This is a genomic window from Rhodopseudomonas sp. BR0C11 (assembly GCF_010820945.1).
GTDB lineage: Bacteria > Pseudomonadota > Alphaproteobacteria > Rhizobiales > Xanthobacteraceae > Rhodopseudomonas > Rhodopseudomonas palustris_H.
On record NZ_QTKI01000069.1, the window covers coordinates 1 to 16,026 of the forward strand.

At 64.7% G+C, this 16,026-nt stretch carries 16 protein-coding genes; 11 read left to right on the forward strand and 5 right to left on the reverse strand.

From position 1 onward, the window contains the following. Positions 1–515: NAD(+) synthase (gene nadE / locus DYI24_RS08180; protein WP_164571938.1), on the forward strand; the 515-nt coding region annotated here is incomplete at its 5' end. A gap of 305 nt (positions 516–820) precedes the next feature. Next, positions 821–1,609 (forward strand): FRG domain-containing protein, encoded by a 789-nt coding sequence (locus DYI24_RS08185; RefSeq protein ID WP_164571939.1) that lies wholly within the window; start codon positions 821–823, stop codon positions 1,607–1,609. Between the two features lie 80 nt (positions 1,610–1,689). On the opposite strand, the gene DYI24_RS28265 is transcribed toward DYI24_RS08185, so the two are convergent. Then, positions 1,690–2,052, reverse strand: a complete 363-nt coding sequence (locus DYI24_RS28265; RefSeq protein WP_349627753.1) for a PIN domain-containing protein — start codon at positions 2,050–2,052, stop codon at positions 1,690–1,692. 137 nt (positions 2,053–2,189) lie between these two features. Between DYI24_RS28265 and DYI24_RS08200 the strand changes: the two genes are divergently transcribed. Then, positions 2,190–2,615 (forward strand): cupin domain-containing protein, encoded by a 426-nt coding sequence (locus tag DYI24_RS08200; RefSeq protein ID WP_164571940.1) that lies wholly within the window; start codon positions 2,190–2,192, stop codon positions 2,613–2,615. 96 nt (positions 2,616–2,711) lie between these two features. Here the strand turns inward: DYI24_RS08200 and DYI24_RS08205 are convergent, their stop codons facing one another. Next, complete coding sequence (locus DYI24_RS08205) at positions 2,712–3,884, reverse strand: DUF2865 domain-containing protein (protein ID WP_164571941.1); 1,173 nt, start codon at positions 3,882–3,884, stop codon at positions 2,712–2,714. 185 nt (positions 3,885–4,069) lie between these two features. Continuing rightward, complete coding sequence (locus DYI24_RS08210) at positions 4,070–4,378, reverse strand: hypothetical protein (RefSeq protein WP_011157551.1); 309 nt, start codon at positions 4,376–4,378, stop codon at positions 4,070–4,072. 400 nt (positions 4,379–4,778) lie between these two features. Here DYI24_RS08210 and cysS point away from each other — a divergent pair, with 400 nt between their 5' ends. The 7 genes from cysS to DYI24_RS08240 all read left to right on the forward strand — a co-directional run bounded on the left by cysS (position 4,779) and on the right by DYI24_RS08240 (position 11,810). Further along, a complete protein-coding gene (gene cysS / locus DYI24_RS08215) occupies positions 4,779–6,170 on the forward strand; it encodes a cysteine--tRNA ligase (RefSeq protein WP_164571942.1) in 1,392 nt (463 codons plus the stop codon). After that, entirely contained in the window at positions 6,167–6,394 is a 228-nt protein-coding gene (locus DYI24_RS08220) for a hypothetical protein (RefSeq protein ID WP_164571943.1), read from the forward strand. Before cysS ends, DYI24_RS08220 begins: the two co-directional genes overlap by 4 nt. Continuing rightward, entirely contained in the window at positions 6,391–6,522 is a 132-nt protein-coding gene (locus DYI24_RS28545) for a hypothetical protein (protein WP_011157553.1), read from the forward strand. Before DYI24_RS08220 ends, DYI24_RS28545 begins: the two co-directional genes overlap by 4 nt. Beyond that, positions 6,522–7,031, forward strand: coding sequence for a GNAT family N-acetyltransferase (locus tag DYI24_RS08225; RefSeq protein ID WP_107355171.1), 510 nt, complete (start codon positions 6,522–6,524; stop codon positions 7,029–7,031). Before DYI24_RS28545 ends, DYI24_RS08225 begins: the two co-directional genes overlap by 1 nt. Next, a complete protein-coding gene (gene cimA, locus DYI24_RS08230; protein WP_164571944.1) occupies positions 7,028–8,626 on the forward strand; it encodes a citramalate synthase in 1,599 nt (532 codons plus the stop codon). The genes DYI24_RS08225 and cimA overlap by 4 nt, the downstream gene beginning before the upstream one ends. A gap of 203 nt (positions 8,627–8,829) precedes the next feature. After that, complete coding sequence (locus tag DYI24_RS08235) at positions 8,830–10,389, forward strand: acetolactate synthase large subunit (protein ID WP_164571945.1); 1,560 nt, start codon at positions 8,830–8,832, stop codon at positions 10,387–10,389. A gap of 11 nt (positions 10,390–10,400) precedes the next feature. After that, complete coding sequence (locus DYI24_RS08240) at positions 10,401–11,810, forward strand: FAD-binding oxidoreductase (RefSeq protein WP_164571946.1); 1,410 nt, start codon at positions 10,401–10,403, stop codon at positions 11,808–11,810. A gap of 24 nt (positions 11,811–11,834) precedes the next feature. Here DYI24_RS08240 and DYI24_RS08245 read toward each other — a convergent pair whose 3' ends face one another. Then, positions 11,835–13,898 carry a c-type cytochrome gene (locus tag DYI24_RS08245; protein WP_164571947.1) on the reverse strand — a complete coding sequence of 688 codons (2,064 nt, stop codon included), beginning with the start codon at positions 13,896–13,898 and terminating at the stop codon, positions 11,835–11,837. A gap of 183 nt (positions 13,899–14,081) precedes the next feature. After that, positions 14,082–14,681: an LOG family protein gene (locus DYI24_RS08250; protein ID WP_107346537.1), complete on the reverse strand. Its 600-nt coding sequence runs from the start codon at positions 14,679–14,681 to the stop codon at positions 14,082–14,084. A 194-nt stretch (positions 14,682–14,875) separates the two neighbouring features. Between DYI24_RS08250 and DYI24_RS08255 the strand changes: the two genes are divergently transcribed. After that, a partial coding sequence (locus DYI24_RS08255; protein WP_246701193.1) for an ABC transporter transmembrane domain-containing protein occupies positions 14,876–16,026 on the forward strand: 1,151 nt, incomplete at its 3' end.

Genomic DNA, 16,026 nt, shown 5'->3' on the forward strand with positions numbered 1-16,026 from the left:
GCTACGCCACGCTGTACGGCGACATGAACGGCGGCTTCAACCCGATCAAGGACATCTACAAGACCCAGGTGTTCCGGCTGTCATCGTTGCGCAACCGCTGGAAGCCGGACGACGCGCTCGGCCCGGACGGCGAGGTGATCCCCGAAAGCATCATCATCCGCCCGCCGACCGCGGAGCTGCGCGAGAACCAGACCGACCAGGATTCGCTGCCGCCTTACGACGTGCTCGACGCCATCCTCGAACGGCTGGTCGAACGCGAGGAGCCGCTCGCCAGCATCGTCGCCGAAGGCTTCGACAAAGACACCGTCGTCCGCATCGACCGCCTCCTGAACATCGCGGAGTACAAGCGCCGCCAAGCGGCGCCGGGCGTCAAGGTGACGCGCAAGAACTTCGGGCGGGACAGGCGCTATCCGATCACCAACCGGTTTCGCGACAAGGCGGAAGCGCTGCCCGTGCCGGACGAGACGCTGGTGACGCGGAGTGGACGGGCGTCGAGTGAGGCGTTCGAGGGGTAGGGGGAAGTTGCGGGCGCGCGGACAGCCGACGCTTTCGCAAGCGTCGCGCGTTCGGGGTAGTCAACGTGCAGTTGCTGAGCCGCTAAGTGTGTCGATAGCCAATCGACTGCGGATCGCGTCGGCGCTCTCGGGAGCGGACGCGGCAGGATCGGTTGCTGAGGACGGCAATTGACCGGACCCCGATACCCCCCGCGAATTTCCGCTCTCTGCGACATTCCGATTGCGGGCCGCTATCAGATGCATAGCGCACATTGCGTGCCTCGGTTATGAGTACACGCCCTAGCTGTATGAACGGGAAGTATTTTATGCCGGATAGAATTAATTCGAGAGTTGATCCAGTTGTGGTTCGCTCCATCGGCGAACTGATCAATGTCCTTGTGGAGCGCTTTCATACGCCGGCGGGCCATATTCTTTGGTATCGGGGACACCGGAAGGCAAGCTGGGACGTTCAGCCGACGATTTGGCGAGATTATCAACCAGACGATGAACGAAACTTTGCGCATCGGTTTCGATCACGCGCCGCTATTCGCATCACGAATGCTCCGCGCTACGGCGACTTTGCTCACTGGATCAGCTTGATGCGCCATTACGGACTGCCTACCCGATTGATGGACTGGAGCAGGTCTCCACTCGTGGCGCTCTACTTCGCCATGTCTTATTTGTTCGAGGATACCAAAGTAGAGCCGGAAAGCTCAGTTCTTTGGGTGCTCGATCCTCATCGACTTAATGAAATCGAAAACTTTAATGGAGTGGGACGACTCACTCCGTCGATCAATTCCCGAATGTGCGATTCGCTTATAATTCCAGCATTTCGCGACGACGTAATCGAGCCAGAGAAGATCCTCGCTGTGATGGCGCACGATGTAGATATGCGTATTTTTGTGCAGCAAGGCTGCTTCACTATCCACTCAAGCCGGTCCGCCTTGAATACGCGCAAGGATCAATCAGAGTTTCTGTTTCCGATTGAAATACCGGCAGGACACGCAAGGCAAATAGCCGATGAACTTTTTACCTTGGGTCTTCGTCGCGGCGACATCTATCCCGATCTTGGCAACCTAGCCACCGAGCTCATAGAGACTTTTCCGAAACGATGATTGCCGGATGGCTTAACCAATGCCTCTCTTGTCCGTGCGGAGTGTCGCTCATCCGACATTAAAGAAACGCCACTCTGCGCTCAAATTGGAAGCGACGCGGTCCGCTTGTGGCCCTCAGCGGTCGTGCCGCAACTATGAGCTTGAGACCGCTTTCGCCGATGAACCGAGCGCATTCGGGTGTCGTCGACCGACCCTCGACTACTCTCCGTCCAAATTCCGATACGCAATGGCGAAGGTACGCGGCTGAGAGTCTTGTCCCGCGTCACCAGCGTCGTGTGGGTGGCCGCCGCATGCGCGGCAATCATCATGTCGAGCGGAGCGAGCGTGACGCTGCCCTCGAAGCGAAACTCCGCTGGCAGCTCGACCGTCTGACCGTCGCCGGTCGTGAAGATTTTGGCGGTCCGGGATGTCACCTGCGGCCTCCGGCGCGTGATGAATATCACCACTATATCGTCGATAGAGGATATCAGGAAGCTCGGCAGCCGACGCGACTACTTGGTAGAACTTCCTTCCCAATAACCTTGGTCTCTGCCAGACTTTCCCCACGCCCGCGCAGACGGGTGGATTATGGAGGAACGTCATGCTGACACGGAGAGGATTTGCGGCAGTCGCAGGCTGTGCGATCTGCAGCATTGCGGGGTTCGGGGCGACCGAAGCGTTTGCGCAAGGTGCGGCCGCGACCACGGCGAACGGCGTTACGCGCAAGGTCTTGAGCCGCACCGATGGCCCGGCGGTGGGCTATGAGACCATCATCATGGACGTGACGCTCGATGCCGGAGCGACCGTCGGCCGCCATACTCATCCTGGTATCGAGTCGACCTATGTGATGGAAGGCGAAATCGAACTTCCGATCGAAGGGCAGCCGACCAAGACAGCGAAGGCCGGCGATGCGTTCCAGGTGCCGCCCAACACCCCGCATGCCGGCGGCAAGCCGTCGTCGAGCAAAACGCGGCTGATGGTCAACTACATCGTCGAAAAGGGCAAGCCGCTGGCCAGTCCGGCCTGAGACTTTACGCAAAAGAGGCCGCCGTTTCGGCAGCCTCTTTTGGCTTGGACACGCGACGCGCTAAGCGCGGGCACGCCTGCTTGAGTGGAACGGCTGTTACTGCGCCTTCGGTAGGAAGGTCGGGCCGACGCTGCGGATCTTGCCGGGGTCGTTCGACGCGGCCGCGGGCGGGGAGGCGGGTGTGTTGTTGGTCGCCGGAGCGGCCTTGGCGCCGTTCTTGGCGGCGGCGCGCTGGGCCGGCGGCAGCGCCATGCGCTTGGCGCTCTCTTCGGTGACGATGATGTCGCCGTGCTCGGCGGCCGAGCGGTCATCGACGCCCTTCATCGCATCGGCCCAGGTCTGGTTCGCCGGCTTGCAGGTGCAGGACGGGTTGAACTCCTGGCGATAGCGGAAAGCGTTCGGCAGCGAGCTGTAGGGCTGGCCGTTGATCGACACCGCCTGGTTCATGTCCTGGCCGGGATTGCGGTACGCGTACAGCGACGCTTCGGACGCGGGGCACAGGCTCTTGCAGGTTCGCTCGTCGTCGCCGAACCGGCTCGGCACGGTGGCGAACGAGATCGGGAAGTAATAACCGTCGCAGGTGCGGACGCAGACGGTGCGGTAGGTGCCGCCCTCGGTGCTGCCGTAGTCGGTGCCCGGCACGCCGACGCCGGGGGCACCGGCGTTGCCGCCGTTAAACAGGTTGTTGAGCAGGCCGCCGCTCTGCTGCGCGGCCGCGGCGTATTGCGGGCCGCAATTGTTCTGCGCCAGCGCCAGGATCACCGAGCGGCGCTGGTTCTCGCGATCGTTGCCGCCCGGGCCGCCGCTGCGCAGCCGCTCCAGCGACGAGTTCATCTGGTCGAGATTGCCGCGCATCTGCTGGATCTGGCTGTTGACCGGACCGCATTGCGCCGACTGGCCGCTGAACAGCGAGAAGAACCCGGAGCTTTCGCAGCCCATCCGCTTCGCCTGCATGCTGACGCGGTCGAGCTCGGCCTGCTGGCGGGCGGCGGCGTCTTCGAACCGGCGGATCTGGTCGGCGCGGGCCGGATCCATGCTGCCGCGGTCGATCGAGGCGAGCTGCGCTTCCAGCCGCGGGCACATCGGATTGGCGGCGGGAGCGCCCGGTTGGCCGGCGGCGGGCGCCTGCTGGTAGCCCGGCGGATTGTAGCCTTGCGACGACGGATAGCCTTGCTGGGCGAACGCTGCGGAGGTCAGCGACGTGGCGGCGACGATCAAGGCGCCGGCCAGCCAGCGGAAACGGGTGGCGTTATCGAACATGTCGGGCATTCAGGAATCCGAGCGGGTGATGCCGGCGATCCGCCGAATCACATCCAGCAAATCCGCGCGATCGGGGCCGCGGAACGATCCCGTTGTAACCGCGACGTTGACCATTTCTTAGCCGCTTCTTTCGGCAGGGTCACGTCGTTTCCGGGGCGTCACTGTGGCGATCCCCGCTGATCCGGCGTGGCTTTTCAGCGCTGGCAGGTGATCGCGACGTATTCGTTGCAGACCCCGTGGGCGCAGGCCGAGCTGCTGGCTTTCGGCACCGCGCCGGTGATTTCGTCCGGGTCGACCCGGCGATAGGCGACCGCTTGGGCGAATTCGCGCGACTGGCAGTAGGCCGCCGCCGCCGGGGCGCCGCATTTTTCGCCGCGGGCAAGGCACAGGTCGATGCCGTAGCCGTCCGGCTGGTTGGCGACGATGAAGACCCGGCTGTCGGCATAAGCCGCCGTCGCCGCAAACAGCGCCGCGCCGGCAAAGAGGGCAGGAATCAGTTTCATGCTGCACCAGGAACGAGGGGATGACCCCCGTCCGTACCCTGAAAAGGGTTAAAAAACGTTAACCATAGTGGCCGGAGCGTGGGCTAGGCGCCGATCATGGCCAAAATCGGCCGAGCAGGGCGGTTTGTGGGGGCTGGGGGGCGGCGCCTGGATGACACGAGCGTAGCTCGCCTTCGGTGGACCCGCGCGGACGACCACTCGATTCGCCGCCGAAAAGAACGATGTCCTCCGGCGATCGACGGACTTGACGGCTTCGAGGGCGGTCGCCATGGTGCGGCGATGAACGGTTTCCTCGCCATTTGCATTCGCTGCGAGATTATTAGCTAGCTGACACGCTGGCTGAGGCCGTCTTTTCTCCTATCGAGAGCACTGGACGCCCGGCCGCAGGGGACGGGTATCCATGGAATTACGCCTTTACGATACGCTGACGCGGGACAAGCGGCCGTTCACGCCGCTCCATCCGGCCAATGTGCGGATGTATGTCTGCGGCCCGACGGTCTACGACTTCGCCCATATCGGCAACGCCCGGCCGGTGATCGTGTTCGACGTGCTGTTTCGGCTGCTGCGCCATCTCTATGGCGAGGCCCACGTCAAATACGTCCGCAACATCACCGACGTCGACGACAAGATCAACGACCGCGCCGCGCGCGACTATCCCGGCCTGCCGCTGAACGAGGCCATCCGCAAGGTCACCGAGCAGACCGAGCGGCAATTCCACGACGACGTCGATGCGCTGGGTTGCCTGCGGCCGACCGTCGAGCCGCGCGCCACCGAACATATCGGCGAGATGCGCAGCATCATCGAAAAGCTGGTCGCCGGCGGCTTCGCCTATGTCGAGCAAGACCACGTGCTGTTCTCGCCGAGCGCGATGAACGCCGCCAATGGCGTGCTGCCGCGCTACGGATCGCTCGCCAACCGTTCGCTCGACGAGATGATCGCCGGCGCCCGCGTCGATGTCGCGCCCTATAAGCGCGACGCCACCGACTTCGTGTTGTGGAAGCCGTCGAAGCCCGGCGAGCCGTCATGGCCGTCGCCGGCTGGCATCGCCGCGCCGGGACGCCCGGGCTGGCACATCGAGTGCTCGGCGATGTCGTGGAAGCACTTGGGCGAGACCTTCGACATCCATGGCGGCGGCATCGATCTGGTCTTTCCGCACCACGAGAACGAAGTCGCGCAGAGCTGCTGCGCCTTCCACACCTCGCGCATGGCGCAGACCTGGATGCACAACGGCTTCCTGCAGGTCGAAGGCGAGAAGATGTCGAAGAGCCTCGGCAACTTCATCACCATCCGCGAGCTGCTGGCGACGAACAAGTTCGGCGGCCGGTCGTGGGACGGTGCGACGCTGCGGCTGGCGATGCTGAAGACGCATTATCGGCAACCGATCGACTGGACTGCCGACGCGCTCAACGAAGCCGAGAAGGCGATCCTCGACTGGTCGGACTTCACCAAGGATGCGACGCCCGCGCGGTGCGACGAAGTCATCGCCGCGCTGACCGACGACCTCAACACGCCGAAGATGATCGCCGAGCTGCACGCGCTACGCCGCGCCGGCAAGGCCGATGAACTCCGCGGCGCGATGCAGCTGCTGGGGATCAATCCGGTGGTCCGCGCTCCGGTCGATCTCGATGCGACCGCGAAGTCGCTGATCGAAGCCCGCACCGTGGCCCGCGCGAATAAAGACTGGAAAGAGTCCGACCGCATCCGCGACGAACTCGCCGCGATGGGCGTGGTGCTGAAGGACGGCAAGGACGCCGACGGCAAGCCGGTGACGACATGGGAGCTGGCGCGGTGAGTGTCTTTTCCATGGTCGTCATGGCCGGGCTTGACCCGGCCATCCATCGAACAAACGACGCAGCCGTTGTTTCGATGATGGATGCGCGGGTCGAGCCCGCGCATGACGTCGGTGTGTGTGGTGGTGCGCTGCCTCGCCCCGTCATCTCGGGGCGCGCGCAGCGCAAGCCCGGAATGACGAACGATAGGGTCCTTGCGTCGGCGATTAAGGAGTCTTCACGATGACCGAGCAGAAGCCGACGGGGCGGCCTGATACGCCGTTTCCGAAGCATTGGCTGTACTACATCGCGATCAAGATCGCGCTGCTGGCCGGCGCCACCGCGCTGGTGCTGAAGCTGTACGGGTTCTGGTGATGAGCACGCGCGCAGGGCCCGCGCTGCGGCCGTATCTGCCCGAGGATGCCGCGGTCGCCGCGGCCATCTTCGCGGCGTCGATCGAGCAGCTCGCCGCCGATGACTATAGCGAGGAGCAGCGCGAGGCATGGGCCTCGGCGGCCGACGACGAAGCCAAGTTCGCCGCGCGTCTGGCCGGTCAGCTGACGCTGATCGCGACGCTGCAGGGCGTGCCGGTCGGCTTTGCCTCGCTGAAGGTGCCCGATCACATCGACATGCTGTTCGTGCATCCCGACTACGTCGGCCGCGACGTCGGCGCGACGCTGATCGACGCGCTGGAGAAGCTCGCCGGCGCGCGTGGCGCACTGATCCTCACCGTCGACGCCAGCGACAACGCCGCCGAATTCTTCGCCAAGCGCGGCTACGTCGCCAAGCAGCGAAACACCGTTTCGATCAATGGCGAATGGCTCGCCAACACCACGATGACAAAGTCGCTGGCGGATGCCGCCGCGCCCGGAGCCTCCTCATGAGCCGCGAACGTCTCTATCTGTACGACACCACGCTGCGCGACGGCGCCCAGACCAACGGCGTCGACTTCACCTTGCACGATAAGAAGCTGATCGCTTCGCTGCTCGACGATCTCGGCATCGACTATGTCGAAGGCGGCTATCCGGGCGCCAATCCGCTCGATACCGAATTCTTCGGCGCGGAGCAGAACCTCGAGCGCGCCACCTTCGCGGCGTTCGGCATGACCCGGCGGCCCGGCCGCTCGGCCTCTAACGATCCCGGCATCGCGATGCTGCTCGACGCCAAGGCGGATGCGATCTGCTTCGTCGCCAAATCGTCGGAGTATCAGGTCCGGGTCGCGCTCGAGACCACCAACGACGAGAACATCGCCTCGATCCGCGACAGCGTTTCGCTCGCCAAGGAGAAGGGCCGCGAAGTGCTGGTCGATTGCGAGCACTTTTTCGATGGCTACAAAGCCAATCCGGAGTTCGCGCTACAGTGTGCCAAGGCGGCGTATGAGTCCGGCGCACGCTGGGTCGTGCTGTGCGATACCAATGGCGGCACCATGCCGGACGAGGTCGAGGCGATTGTCGGCGAGGTGGTCAAGCACATCCCGGGCGCGCATGTCGGCATCCACGCCCATAACGACACCGAGCAGGCGGTGGCGAACTCGTTCGCCGCGGTGCGGGCCGGCGCGCGGCAGATCCAGGGCACGCTGAACGGCCTCGGCGAGCGTTGCGGCAACGCCAATCTGTGCTCGATGATCCCGACGCTGAAGCTGAAGAAGGAGTTCGCCGACAAGTTCGAGATCGGCGTCTCCGACGACAAGCTGGCGAGCCTGGTTCAGGTGTCACGCGCGCTCGACAACATCCTCGACCGCGCCCCCAATCCGCACGCGCCTTACGTCGGCGGCAGCGCCTTCGTCACCAAGACCGGCATCCATGCCTCGGCGGTGCTGAAGGATCCGCAGACCTATGAGCATGTGCCGCCAGAGTCGATCGGCAATCATCGGAAGGTGCTGGTGTCGGATCAGGCCGGCAAGTCGAACGTACTGGCCGAGCTGGCGCGCACCAACATCCAGTTCGACCGCGATGATCCGCGCCTGTCGCGGCTGGTCGAGAAGCTGAAGGAGCGGGAAGCGGCCGGCTACGCTTACGAGTCGGCCAATGCTTCGTTCGATCTGCTCGCCCGCGGCACGCTCGGCACCGTGCCGGAGTTCTTCCGGGTCGATAAGTTCGACGTCAATGTCGAGCAGCGCTACAACTCGCACGGTCAGCGCGTGACGGTGGCGATGGCGGTGATCAAGGTCGAGGTCGACGGCGAGACGCTGATCTCGGCCGCCGAAGGCAACGGCCCGGTCAACGCGCTCGACGTCGCGTTGCGCAAGGATCTCGGCAAGTACCAGAAGTACATCGAGGGCCTGAAGCTGGTCGACTACCGCGTCCGTATCCTCAATGGCGGTACCGAGGCCGTGACTCGGGTGCTGATCGAGAGCGAGGACGAGGACGGCCGGCGCTGGACCACGATCGGCGTGTCGCCGAACATCATCGACGCGTCGTTCCAAGCGCTGATGGATTCGGTCGTCTACAAGCTGGTGCAGTCGAACGCGCCGGTATAATTCTGCCTAGTCGTTTCCCCGTCATTGCGAGCCGAAGGCGAAGCAATCCAGCTCCGTGCATCGAGCTGGATTGCTTCGTCGCTTCGCTCCTCGCAATGACGAGAGAACAATGCCCTGAGCGCGGTTGTCATCGCCGCGCAGCGCTGACAACATATCCCCCAAACAGGTCGTAGCCTGGCGGATTCACGCCGGCCGTAGGGGGAATGCTCGTGGACGGAATCAATGGGGCGCAATCGGTCGTTCAGACGCTGGTAAATTGCGGCGTCGAAGTATGTTTCGCCAATCCTGGCACCTCGGAAATGCACTTTGTCGCGGCGCTGGATTCGGTCAGCGGAATGCGGCCGGTGCTATGCCTGTTCGAGGGCGTGGTCACCGGCGCCGCCGATGGCTACGGCCGGATCGCCGGCAAGCCGGCGGTGAACCTGCTGCATCTCGGCCCCGGCCTCGCCAACGGCCTTGCCAATCTGCACAACGCCCGCCGCGCCGCGACGCCGATCGTCAACATCGTCGGCGACCACGCCGCTTATCACCTTCAATACGACGCGCCGCTGACTTCCGACATCGCCGGCTTCGCCCGGCCGGTGTCGAGCTGGATCCATGAGTCCAAGAGCGCCGGCGCGGTGGCGAGCGATACGGCGCGCGCGGTGCAGGCGGCTAGCGCGGCGCCGGGCGGCATCGCCACGCTGATCATGCCGGCGGACGTGGCCTGGAATCCGGCCGCGCGCGCGGCGCACAAGCTGCCGGAGATCGGCCCGGCCAAGGTTGCGGCCGACACCGTCGAGGCGATCGCCAAGCTGCTCTCGAACGGCAAGAAGTCGGCACTGCTGCTGCGCGGTCAGGCGCTGCTCGGCGAGGCGCTGGAGGCGGCCGGTCGGGTCGCCGCCAAGACCGGCGTCCGGCTGCTGTGCGACACCTTCGCGCCGCAAACCGAACTCGGCGCCGGCCGCGTGCCGCTCGAACGCATTCCGTATTTCTCGGAGCAGATCACCGCGTTCCTCAAAGACGTCGAGCAACTGATCCTGGTCGGTTCGAAGCCGCCGGTGTCGTTCTTCGCCTATCCCGGCAAGCCGAGCTGGGGCTCCCCGGAAGGCTGCCTGATCGATTATCTGGCGCAGCCGCATGAAGATGGCGCGCAGGCGGTGAAGGATCTCGCCGCCGCGGTCGACGCGCCGGCCGAGCCCGCGGCTCGGACTCAACTGGTGTTGCCCGATCTGCCGAAGGGCAAGCTCAATTCGCTCGGCGTCGCGCAGGCGATCGCGCATCTCACGCCCGACCACGCGATCTACGCCGAGGAGGCCAACACCTCCGGCCTGCCGTTCCAGATGATCCTGCCGAAGGCGCGGCCGCACACCCATCTGCCACTGACCGGCGGCTCGATCGGGCAGGGGCTGCCGCTCGCGATCGGCGCGGCAATCGCGGCGCCCGACCGCAAGGTGGTGTGTCCGCATGGCGACGGCGGTGCCGCCTATACGATGCAGGCGCTGTGGACGATGGCGCGCGAGAAGCTCGACGTCACCGTGGTGATCTACGCCAATCGCTCCTACGCGATCCTCAATATCGAGCTGCAGCGGGTCGGTGCCTCCGGCGCCGGCGCCAATGCGCTGTCGATGCTCGATCTGCACAATCCGGAGATGAACTGGATGAAGATCGCCGAAGGCCTCGGCGTCGAAGCCAGCCGCGCCACCACCGCCGAGGAATTCTCCGCGCAATACGCTTCGGCGATGAGTCAGCGCGGCCCGCGGCTGATCGAAGCCTTGATCTGAGGGAGCGGCCGATGACCCTGGATATCGTCGGCACACTCCGCACCATCGTCGGCGACGGCGGCGTGCTCGAGGCCGCCGAGCTGTCGAAGCGCTCCGCCGGCACCTATCGGTTCGATACGTTGAAGGCCGCGGCGCTGGTGCGGCCGACCTCGACGCAGCAGGTGTCGGAGATCCTGCGTTGGTGCCACGCCAATGGCGTTCACGTCGTCACGCACGGCGGCCTGACCGGCCTCGTTCACGGCGCCGATGCCGAACCCAGCGAAGTGATCCTGTCGCTGGAGCGGATGCGCACGATCGAGGAGATCGACCCGAAGCAGCGCACCGCCGTAGTTCAGGCCGGCGTGCCGCTGCAGGCGCTGCAGGAAGAGGTCGACAAGCACGATCTGGCGTTTCCGCTCGATCTCGGCTCGCGCGGCACCGCCACGCTCGGCGGCAATGCCGCCACCAACGCCGGCGGCAACCGCGTGATCCGCTACGGCATGACGCGCGAGATGATCCTCGGTCTCGAAGTGGTGCTCGCCGACGGCACCGTGCTGTCGTCGCTCAACCATCTGATCAAGAACAACGCCGGCTACGACCTCAAGCAGCTGTTCATCGGCTCGGAAGGCACGCTCGGCGTCATCACGCGGCTGGTGTTGCGGCTGCGCGAAAAGCCGCTTGCGACCAACATGGCGTTCGTCGGCCTCGACGGCTTCGATGCGGTGGCGAAGTTCCTGAAGCACTGCGACCGCGCGCTCGGCGGCACGCTGTCGGCCTTTGAAGTGATGTGGCAGTCGTTCTATCGGCTGGTCACCAGCCCGCCAGCCAAGGGGCGGCCGCCGATCGGGCAGGACCACGTTTACTACGTGCTGGTCGAAAGCCAGGGCTCCGATCTCGACCTCGACAGCCAGCGCTTCAATGCGGCGATGGAGGCCGCGCTGGAATCCGGCCTGATCGCGGATGCGGCGATCGCTCAGTCGGAAGAGGATTGCCGCTCGTTCTGGGCGCTCCGCGACGATGTCGGCCAGGTACTGCAGGGCGGCCTGCCGATCGTGTTCGACGTCTCGCTGCCGATCGCGGCGATGGAAGGCTATGCCGAAACGCTGCGGGAGACGCTGGAAAGCGAAATCGGCGAGCACCGGCTGTGGATCTTCGGCCATCTCGGCGACGGCAATCTGCACGTCGTCGTGCAGGTCAAGCCGATGGAGTATCTGGCGCTGCGGCCCAAGGTCGAAGCCTTGGTGTATCGGCCGCTTGCCGCCTGCAACGGCTCGGTGTCGGCCGAGCACGGCATCGGCCTGGAAAAGAAGCCGTATCTCTACGTCAGCCGCAGCGCCAATGAGATCGCGCTGATGCGGACGCTGAAGCAGGCGCTCGATCCCAAGGGCATTCTCAACCCCGGCAAGATCTTCGACCCCGGCCCGGTGGTCGGGGGACGTTGATGGGAGGCCGTTGCGGCGCTGCGATCAGTAGCGCGCGTCTTTCGGCTTCGGGTCCTTCGGCCAGTCCTTCACCTTGCCGGGGAAGTCCGGCCGTTCCATCTGGGTGAAGTACGCCGCGACATCGACGGCTTCCTGATCGGACAGCTCACCCTGGCCGAGCGGGAATTTGTTGTGACTCGCGATCGGCATGTTGCGCTTGACGAAGGCGGCCGCCGTGTAGGTGCGGGCCATGCCGGCGCCGATATTGAACGAGCGCGGTCCCCACAGCGGCGGATACACCGTGCGACCGGCGGCGTCCTTCAGCCCTTCGCCATTGTCGCCGTGACACACCGCGCAGCGCGCCGTGTAGATTTCCTTGCCGTGGTCGAGGTTCGGCACCAGTGACTGATCGACCTTGCCGACACCGCGGCCGGCGACCTTGTCCTCCGGCTTGGTCGAGCCTTGCATCCAGTCGAAATACGCGACCATCGCCTTCATGTCGGGGCCGTCGACCGGCAGCGGCTTGCCGTTCATCGAACGCAGGAAGCAGCCATTGATGCGGTCCTCCAGCGTGATGACGCGGCCGGCGCGCGGCGCGTAGCTGGGGAAGAACGCTGCGACGCCGACATAGGGACTGCCGTCGGCGACGGTGCCGGCGTTGAGGTGACACGAACTGCAATTCAGGTCGTTGCCGACATTGTTCGGCAGCAGCGTGTGGGTTTCGGCGTTCAGCCGCATGCCGCGCACCAGCTGCTCGGCGTTCGGCTGCGACAGGATATCGGCGATCCGCGGTGTCTCGAACCGCGAGCTATCGATCTTGGGATCGAGCGCGGAGCGAGCTGCCGTGATCTGCTCGGCGGTGACGGCACTGGCGTTGCCGCCCCAATTGGTGCGCACGAAGCTGAGGATATCGGCGATCTCGCGATCATTCAGGCGCGCAAACGACGGCATCGTCCACACCCGCGGATGTGCGGTGGTGGCTGTCGTCTGCCAGCCGGTGAGGGTGATGTGCACCAGCGTCGCCGGATCCTTGGCGGCGATCGTCGGGTTGCCCGCGAGCGGCGGGAATACGCCCGGGACACCGGCGCCGTCGGCGCGATGGCAGTCGGCGCAGAACTGCGTGTAGCCGAGGCCGCCGGCCGTCGTGTAGGTCGACGCCGGCACTTCGGCCACGGCGACCGCGGGCTCCGGCCGATCGGTCGGCAGCGCCTTCAGGTAGGTGGCGATCGCGGTGAGATCCTGATCGGTCATGTGCTGGGTTGAATGCCGGATCACGTCGGTCATGCCGCCCGCCGCCGTGGCGAAGCGGTTCTGGCCGGTCTTCAGCATTTGCACGGTGTCAGGCACGGTCCACAGTCCGCGCAGGTTCAGCGCATTCCAATGTTCGACCTTGGCGCCGGCGAGATAGTCGCGGCCGTTCGGCCCGGCATCGCTCATAGCCTTTTCCTGGAAGGCGATGCCGCGCGGAGTGTGGCAGGCGCCGCAATGACCGAGGCCCTGCACCAGATAGGCGCCGCGATTCCACACCGCGTCCTGGTTTGGCTCCGGCTTGAACGGCGATGCGTCGAGGAAGGCGACGTTCCAGAATGCCAGCCCGACCCGCATGTTGAACGGGAAGCTCATCTGCGGCGTGCGATTGGCCTGAGCGACCGGCGCGAGGCCCTGGGTCAGATACGCCCACAGCGCCACCATGTCGTCGCTGCTGATCTTGGCGTAGGACGGATACGGCATCGCCGGATACAAATTGTGCCCGTCGCCGCCTTTGCGCATCGCGCGGTCGAACTCGCCGAACGACCAACTGCCGATGCCGGTCGCGCGATCGGGCGTGATGTTGGTCGACCACAGGCTGCCGAACGGTGTGTCGAGTTTCAGGCCGCCGGCCATTGATGTGCCGCCTGGCGCGGTGTGACAGGCGACGCAATCACCGGCGCGCGCGATGTACTCGCCGCGCTTGATCAACTCGGGATCGGCCTTGGCGTCGAGAGCCTTGAGCTTGGCATCGACGGCGGGCGGCTGGATGATCCACAGCGCCGCACCTCCGATCACGACCAGAGCGGACGCGGCGAGAACAGCGAGGGTCTTGGCGGCGCGGCCGCTGGAATGAGACATGGCAGACTCGACTCGAGGTTTGTTGCGGTGCGACGCTAGGCGCGACCCTGCGCCGCCTCAACTCGGGCCTACCACTTAGATCGTGAAGGTTTATCGGGCGAAGCGAATGATCGCGTTGCGCGCACCGGCAGCGTGAACGGCTGCGGCTATGGTTAGCAACGGCTCAAAACAGCAGTGCGAAAGCTAGAGCCGATCGGCAATCTCGGGTGGCATCGCACGCGTGGGCTGCGGCGCCGAGGCGGCTTGCAGCTTCGGCAGGATGTCTTCGACCTTGTCGGCCTTCAGTATCTCGACCGCGAGGTTGGGGCGGATGAAGGCGGTGGTTCGCATATGCGCCAGCAGTTCGAGCAACGGCTGCCAGAAGCCGTCGATGTCAGCGATCAGGATCGGCTTGGTGTGACGGCCGAGCTGTTGCCAAGTCATCTGCTCGACGAGTTCTTCGAGCGTTCCGATGCCGCCTGGTAATGCTACGAAGGCGTCCGAGCGCTCGAACATCAGCCGCTTCCGCTCGTGCATGTCCTCGGTGACGATCAGCTCCGAGACGCGGTCGAGCGCGATCTCTTTAGAGCTGAGAAAGCCGGGAATGATGCCGGTGACCGTACCGCCGTGATCGAGCACCGCGTTGGCCACCGCGCCCATCAGACCGATCGCGCCGCCGCCGTACACCAGCCCGACGCCGTGCTCGGCGAGTTCCTTGCCGAAGGCTGTCGCCGCTTCGAGAAATCGGGGGTTACTGCCGGGGCCGGAGCCGCAATAGACGCAGACGGTCTTGATCTTGCTCATGGTGGCGGATGTGGCACCGCGGGATGACAGCGTCAAGACGACCACCGCCATGCCGTTGCAACAGTCTGTTATGACGCAAAGAATCGCATCTCAGGGTGCACGGCGGGAACGAAACACTATATGAAGGCGGACCCTATGGACGATGTCGTTCGCGAGCATGGATTCGGCTCCGCGGACCTTTTCAGGCAGCTTTGATGGCTCACCCACACTCGCATTCGAGCAGCGGCTCTCCTGTCGCGATTCCAGAAGACAAGATCGCACAGAAGGCGACGCTCGGCGGCACCCTGATGCATCTGTGGCCGTATATCTGGCCCGGTGACCGGTCCGATCTGAAGATGCGGGTGGTGTGGTCGATCGTGCTGCTGATCGCCGCCAAGGCGGCGACGCTGATCGTCCCCTTCACCTTCAAATGGGCGACCGACGCACTTACCGGTGCCGATACCGCACCGATCGAGCCGTCGAACTGGACGCTGTGGCTGATCGCGTCGCCGCTTGCGCTGACTGCGAGCTACGGCCTGGTCCGTGCCCTGATGGCGGTGCTGACGCAATGGCGTGACGGCATCTTCGCCAAGGTCGCGATGCACGCGGTGCGCAAGCTGGCGTACCGGACCTTCGTGCACATGCACGATCTGTCGCTGCGGTTTCACCTCGAGCGCAAGACCGGCGGTCTGACCCGCGTTCTGGAGCGCGGCCGGCTCGGCATCGAAGTGATCGTGCGGATGGTGATCCTGCAGCTGGTGCCGACGATCATCGAGCTGTCGCTGGTGATGGCGGTGCTGCTGTGGCAGTTCGACTGGCGCTACGTCGCGGTCGTGATGGTCACCGTGGTGTTCTACATGCTGTACACCTACAAGGCGACCGAGTGGCGGATCGGCATCCGCCGCCGCATGAACGATTCCGACAGCGACGCCAACCAGAAGGCGATCGACTCGCTGCTCAACTACGAGACGGTGAAGTATTTCGGCGCCGAGGAGCGCGAGGCGAACCGCTACGACAGGTCGATGCGTCACTACGAGGACGCCAGCGTCGCGACCTACACCTCGCTGGCGGTTCTCAATGCCGGGCAGGCGGTGATCTTCACCTTCGGTCTGACCGCGACGATGCTGATGTGCGCCTCGGGCGTCCGCAACGGCAGCAACACCGTCGGCGACTTCGTGATGATCAATGCGATGATGATTCAGCTGTATCAGCCGCTGAACTTCATGGGCATGGTGTATCGCGAGATCAAGCAGGCGATCATCGACATCGAGAAGATGTTCGCGGTGCTGTCGCGAAAGCCGGAGGTCGAGGATCGCGCCGGTGCCAAGCCGCTGGCGGTCGAAGCCGGCACCGTGCGGTTCGAGGA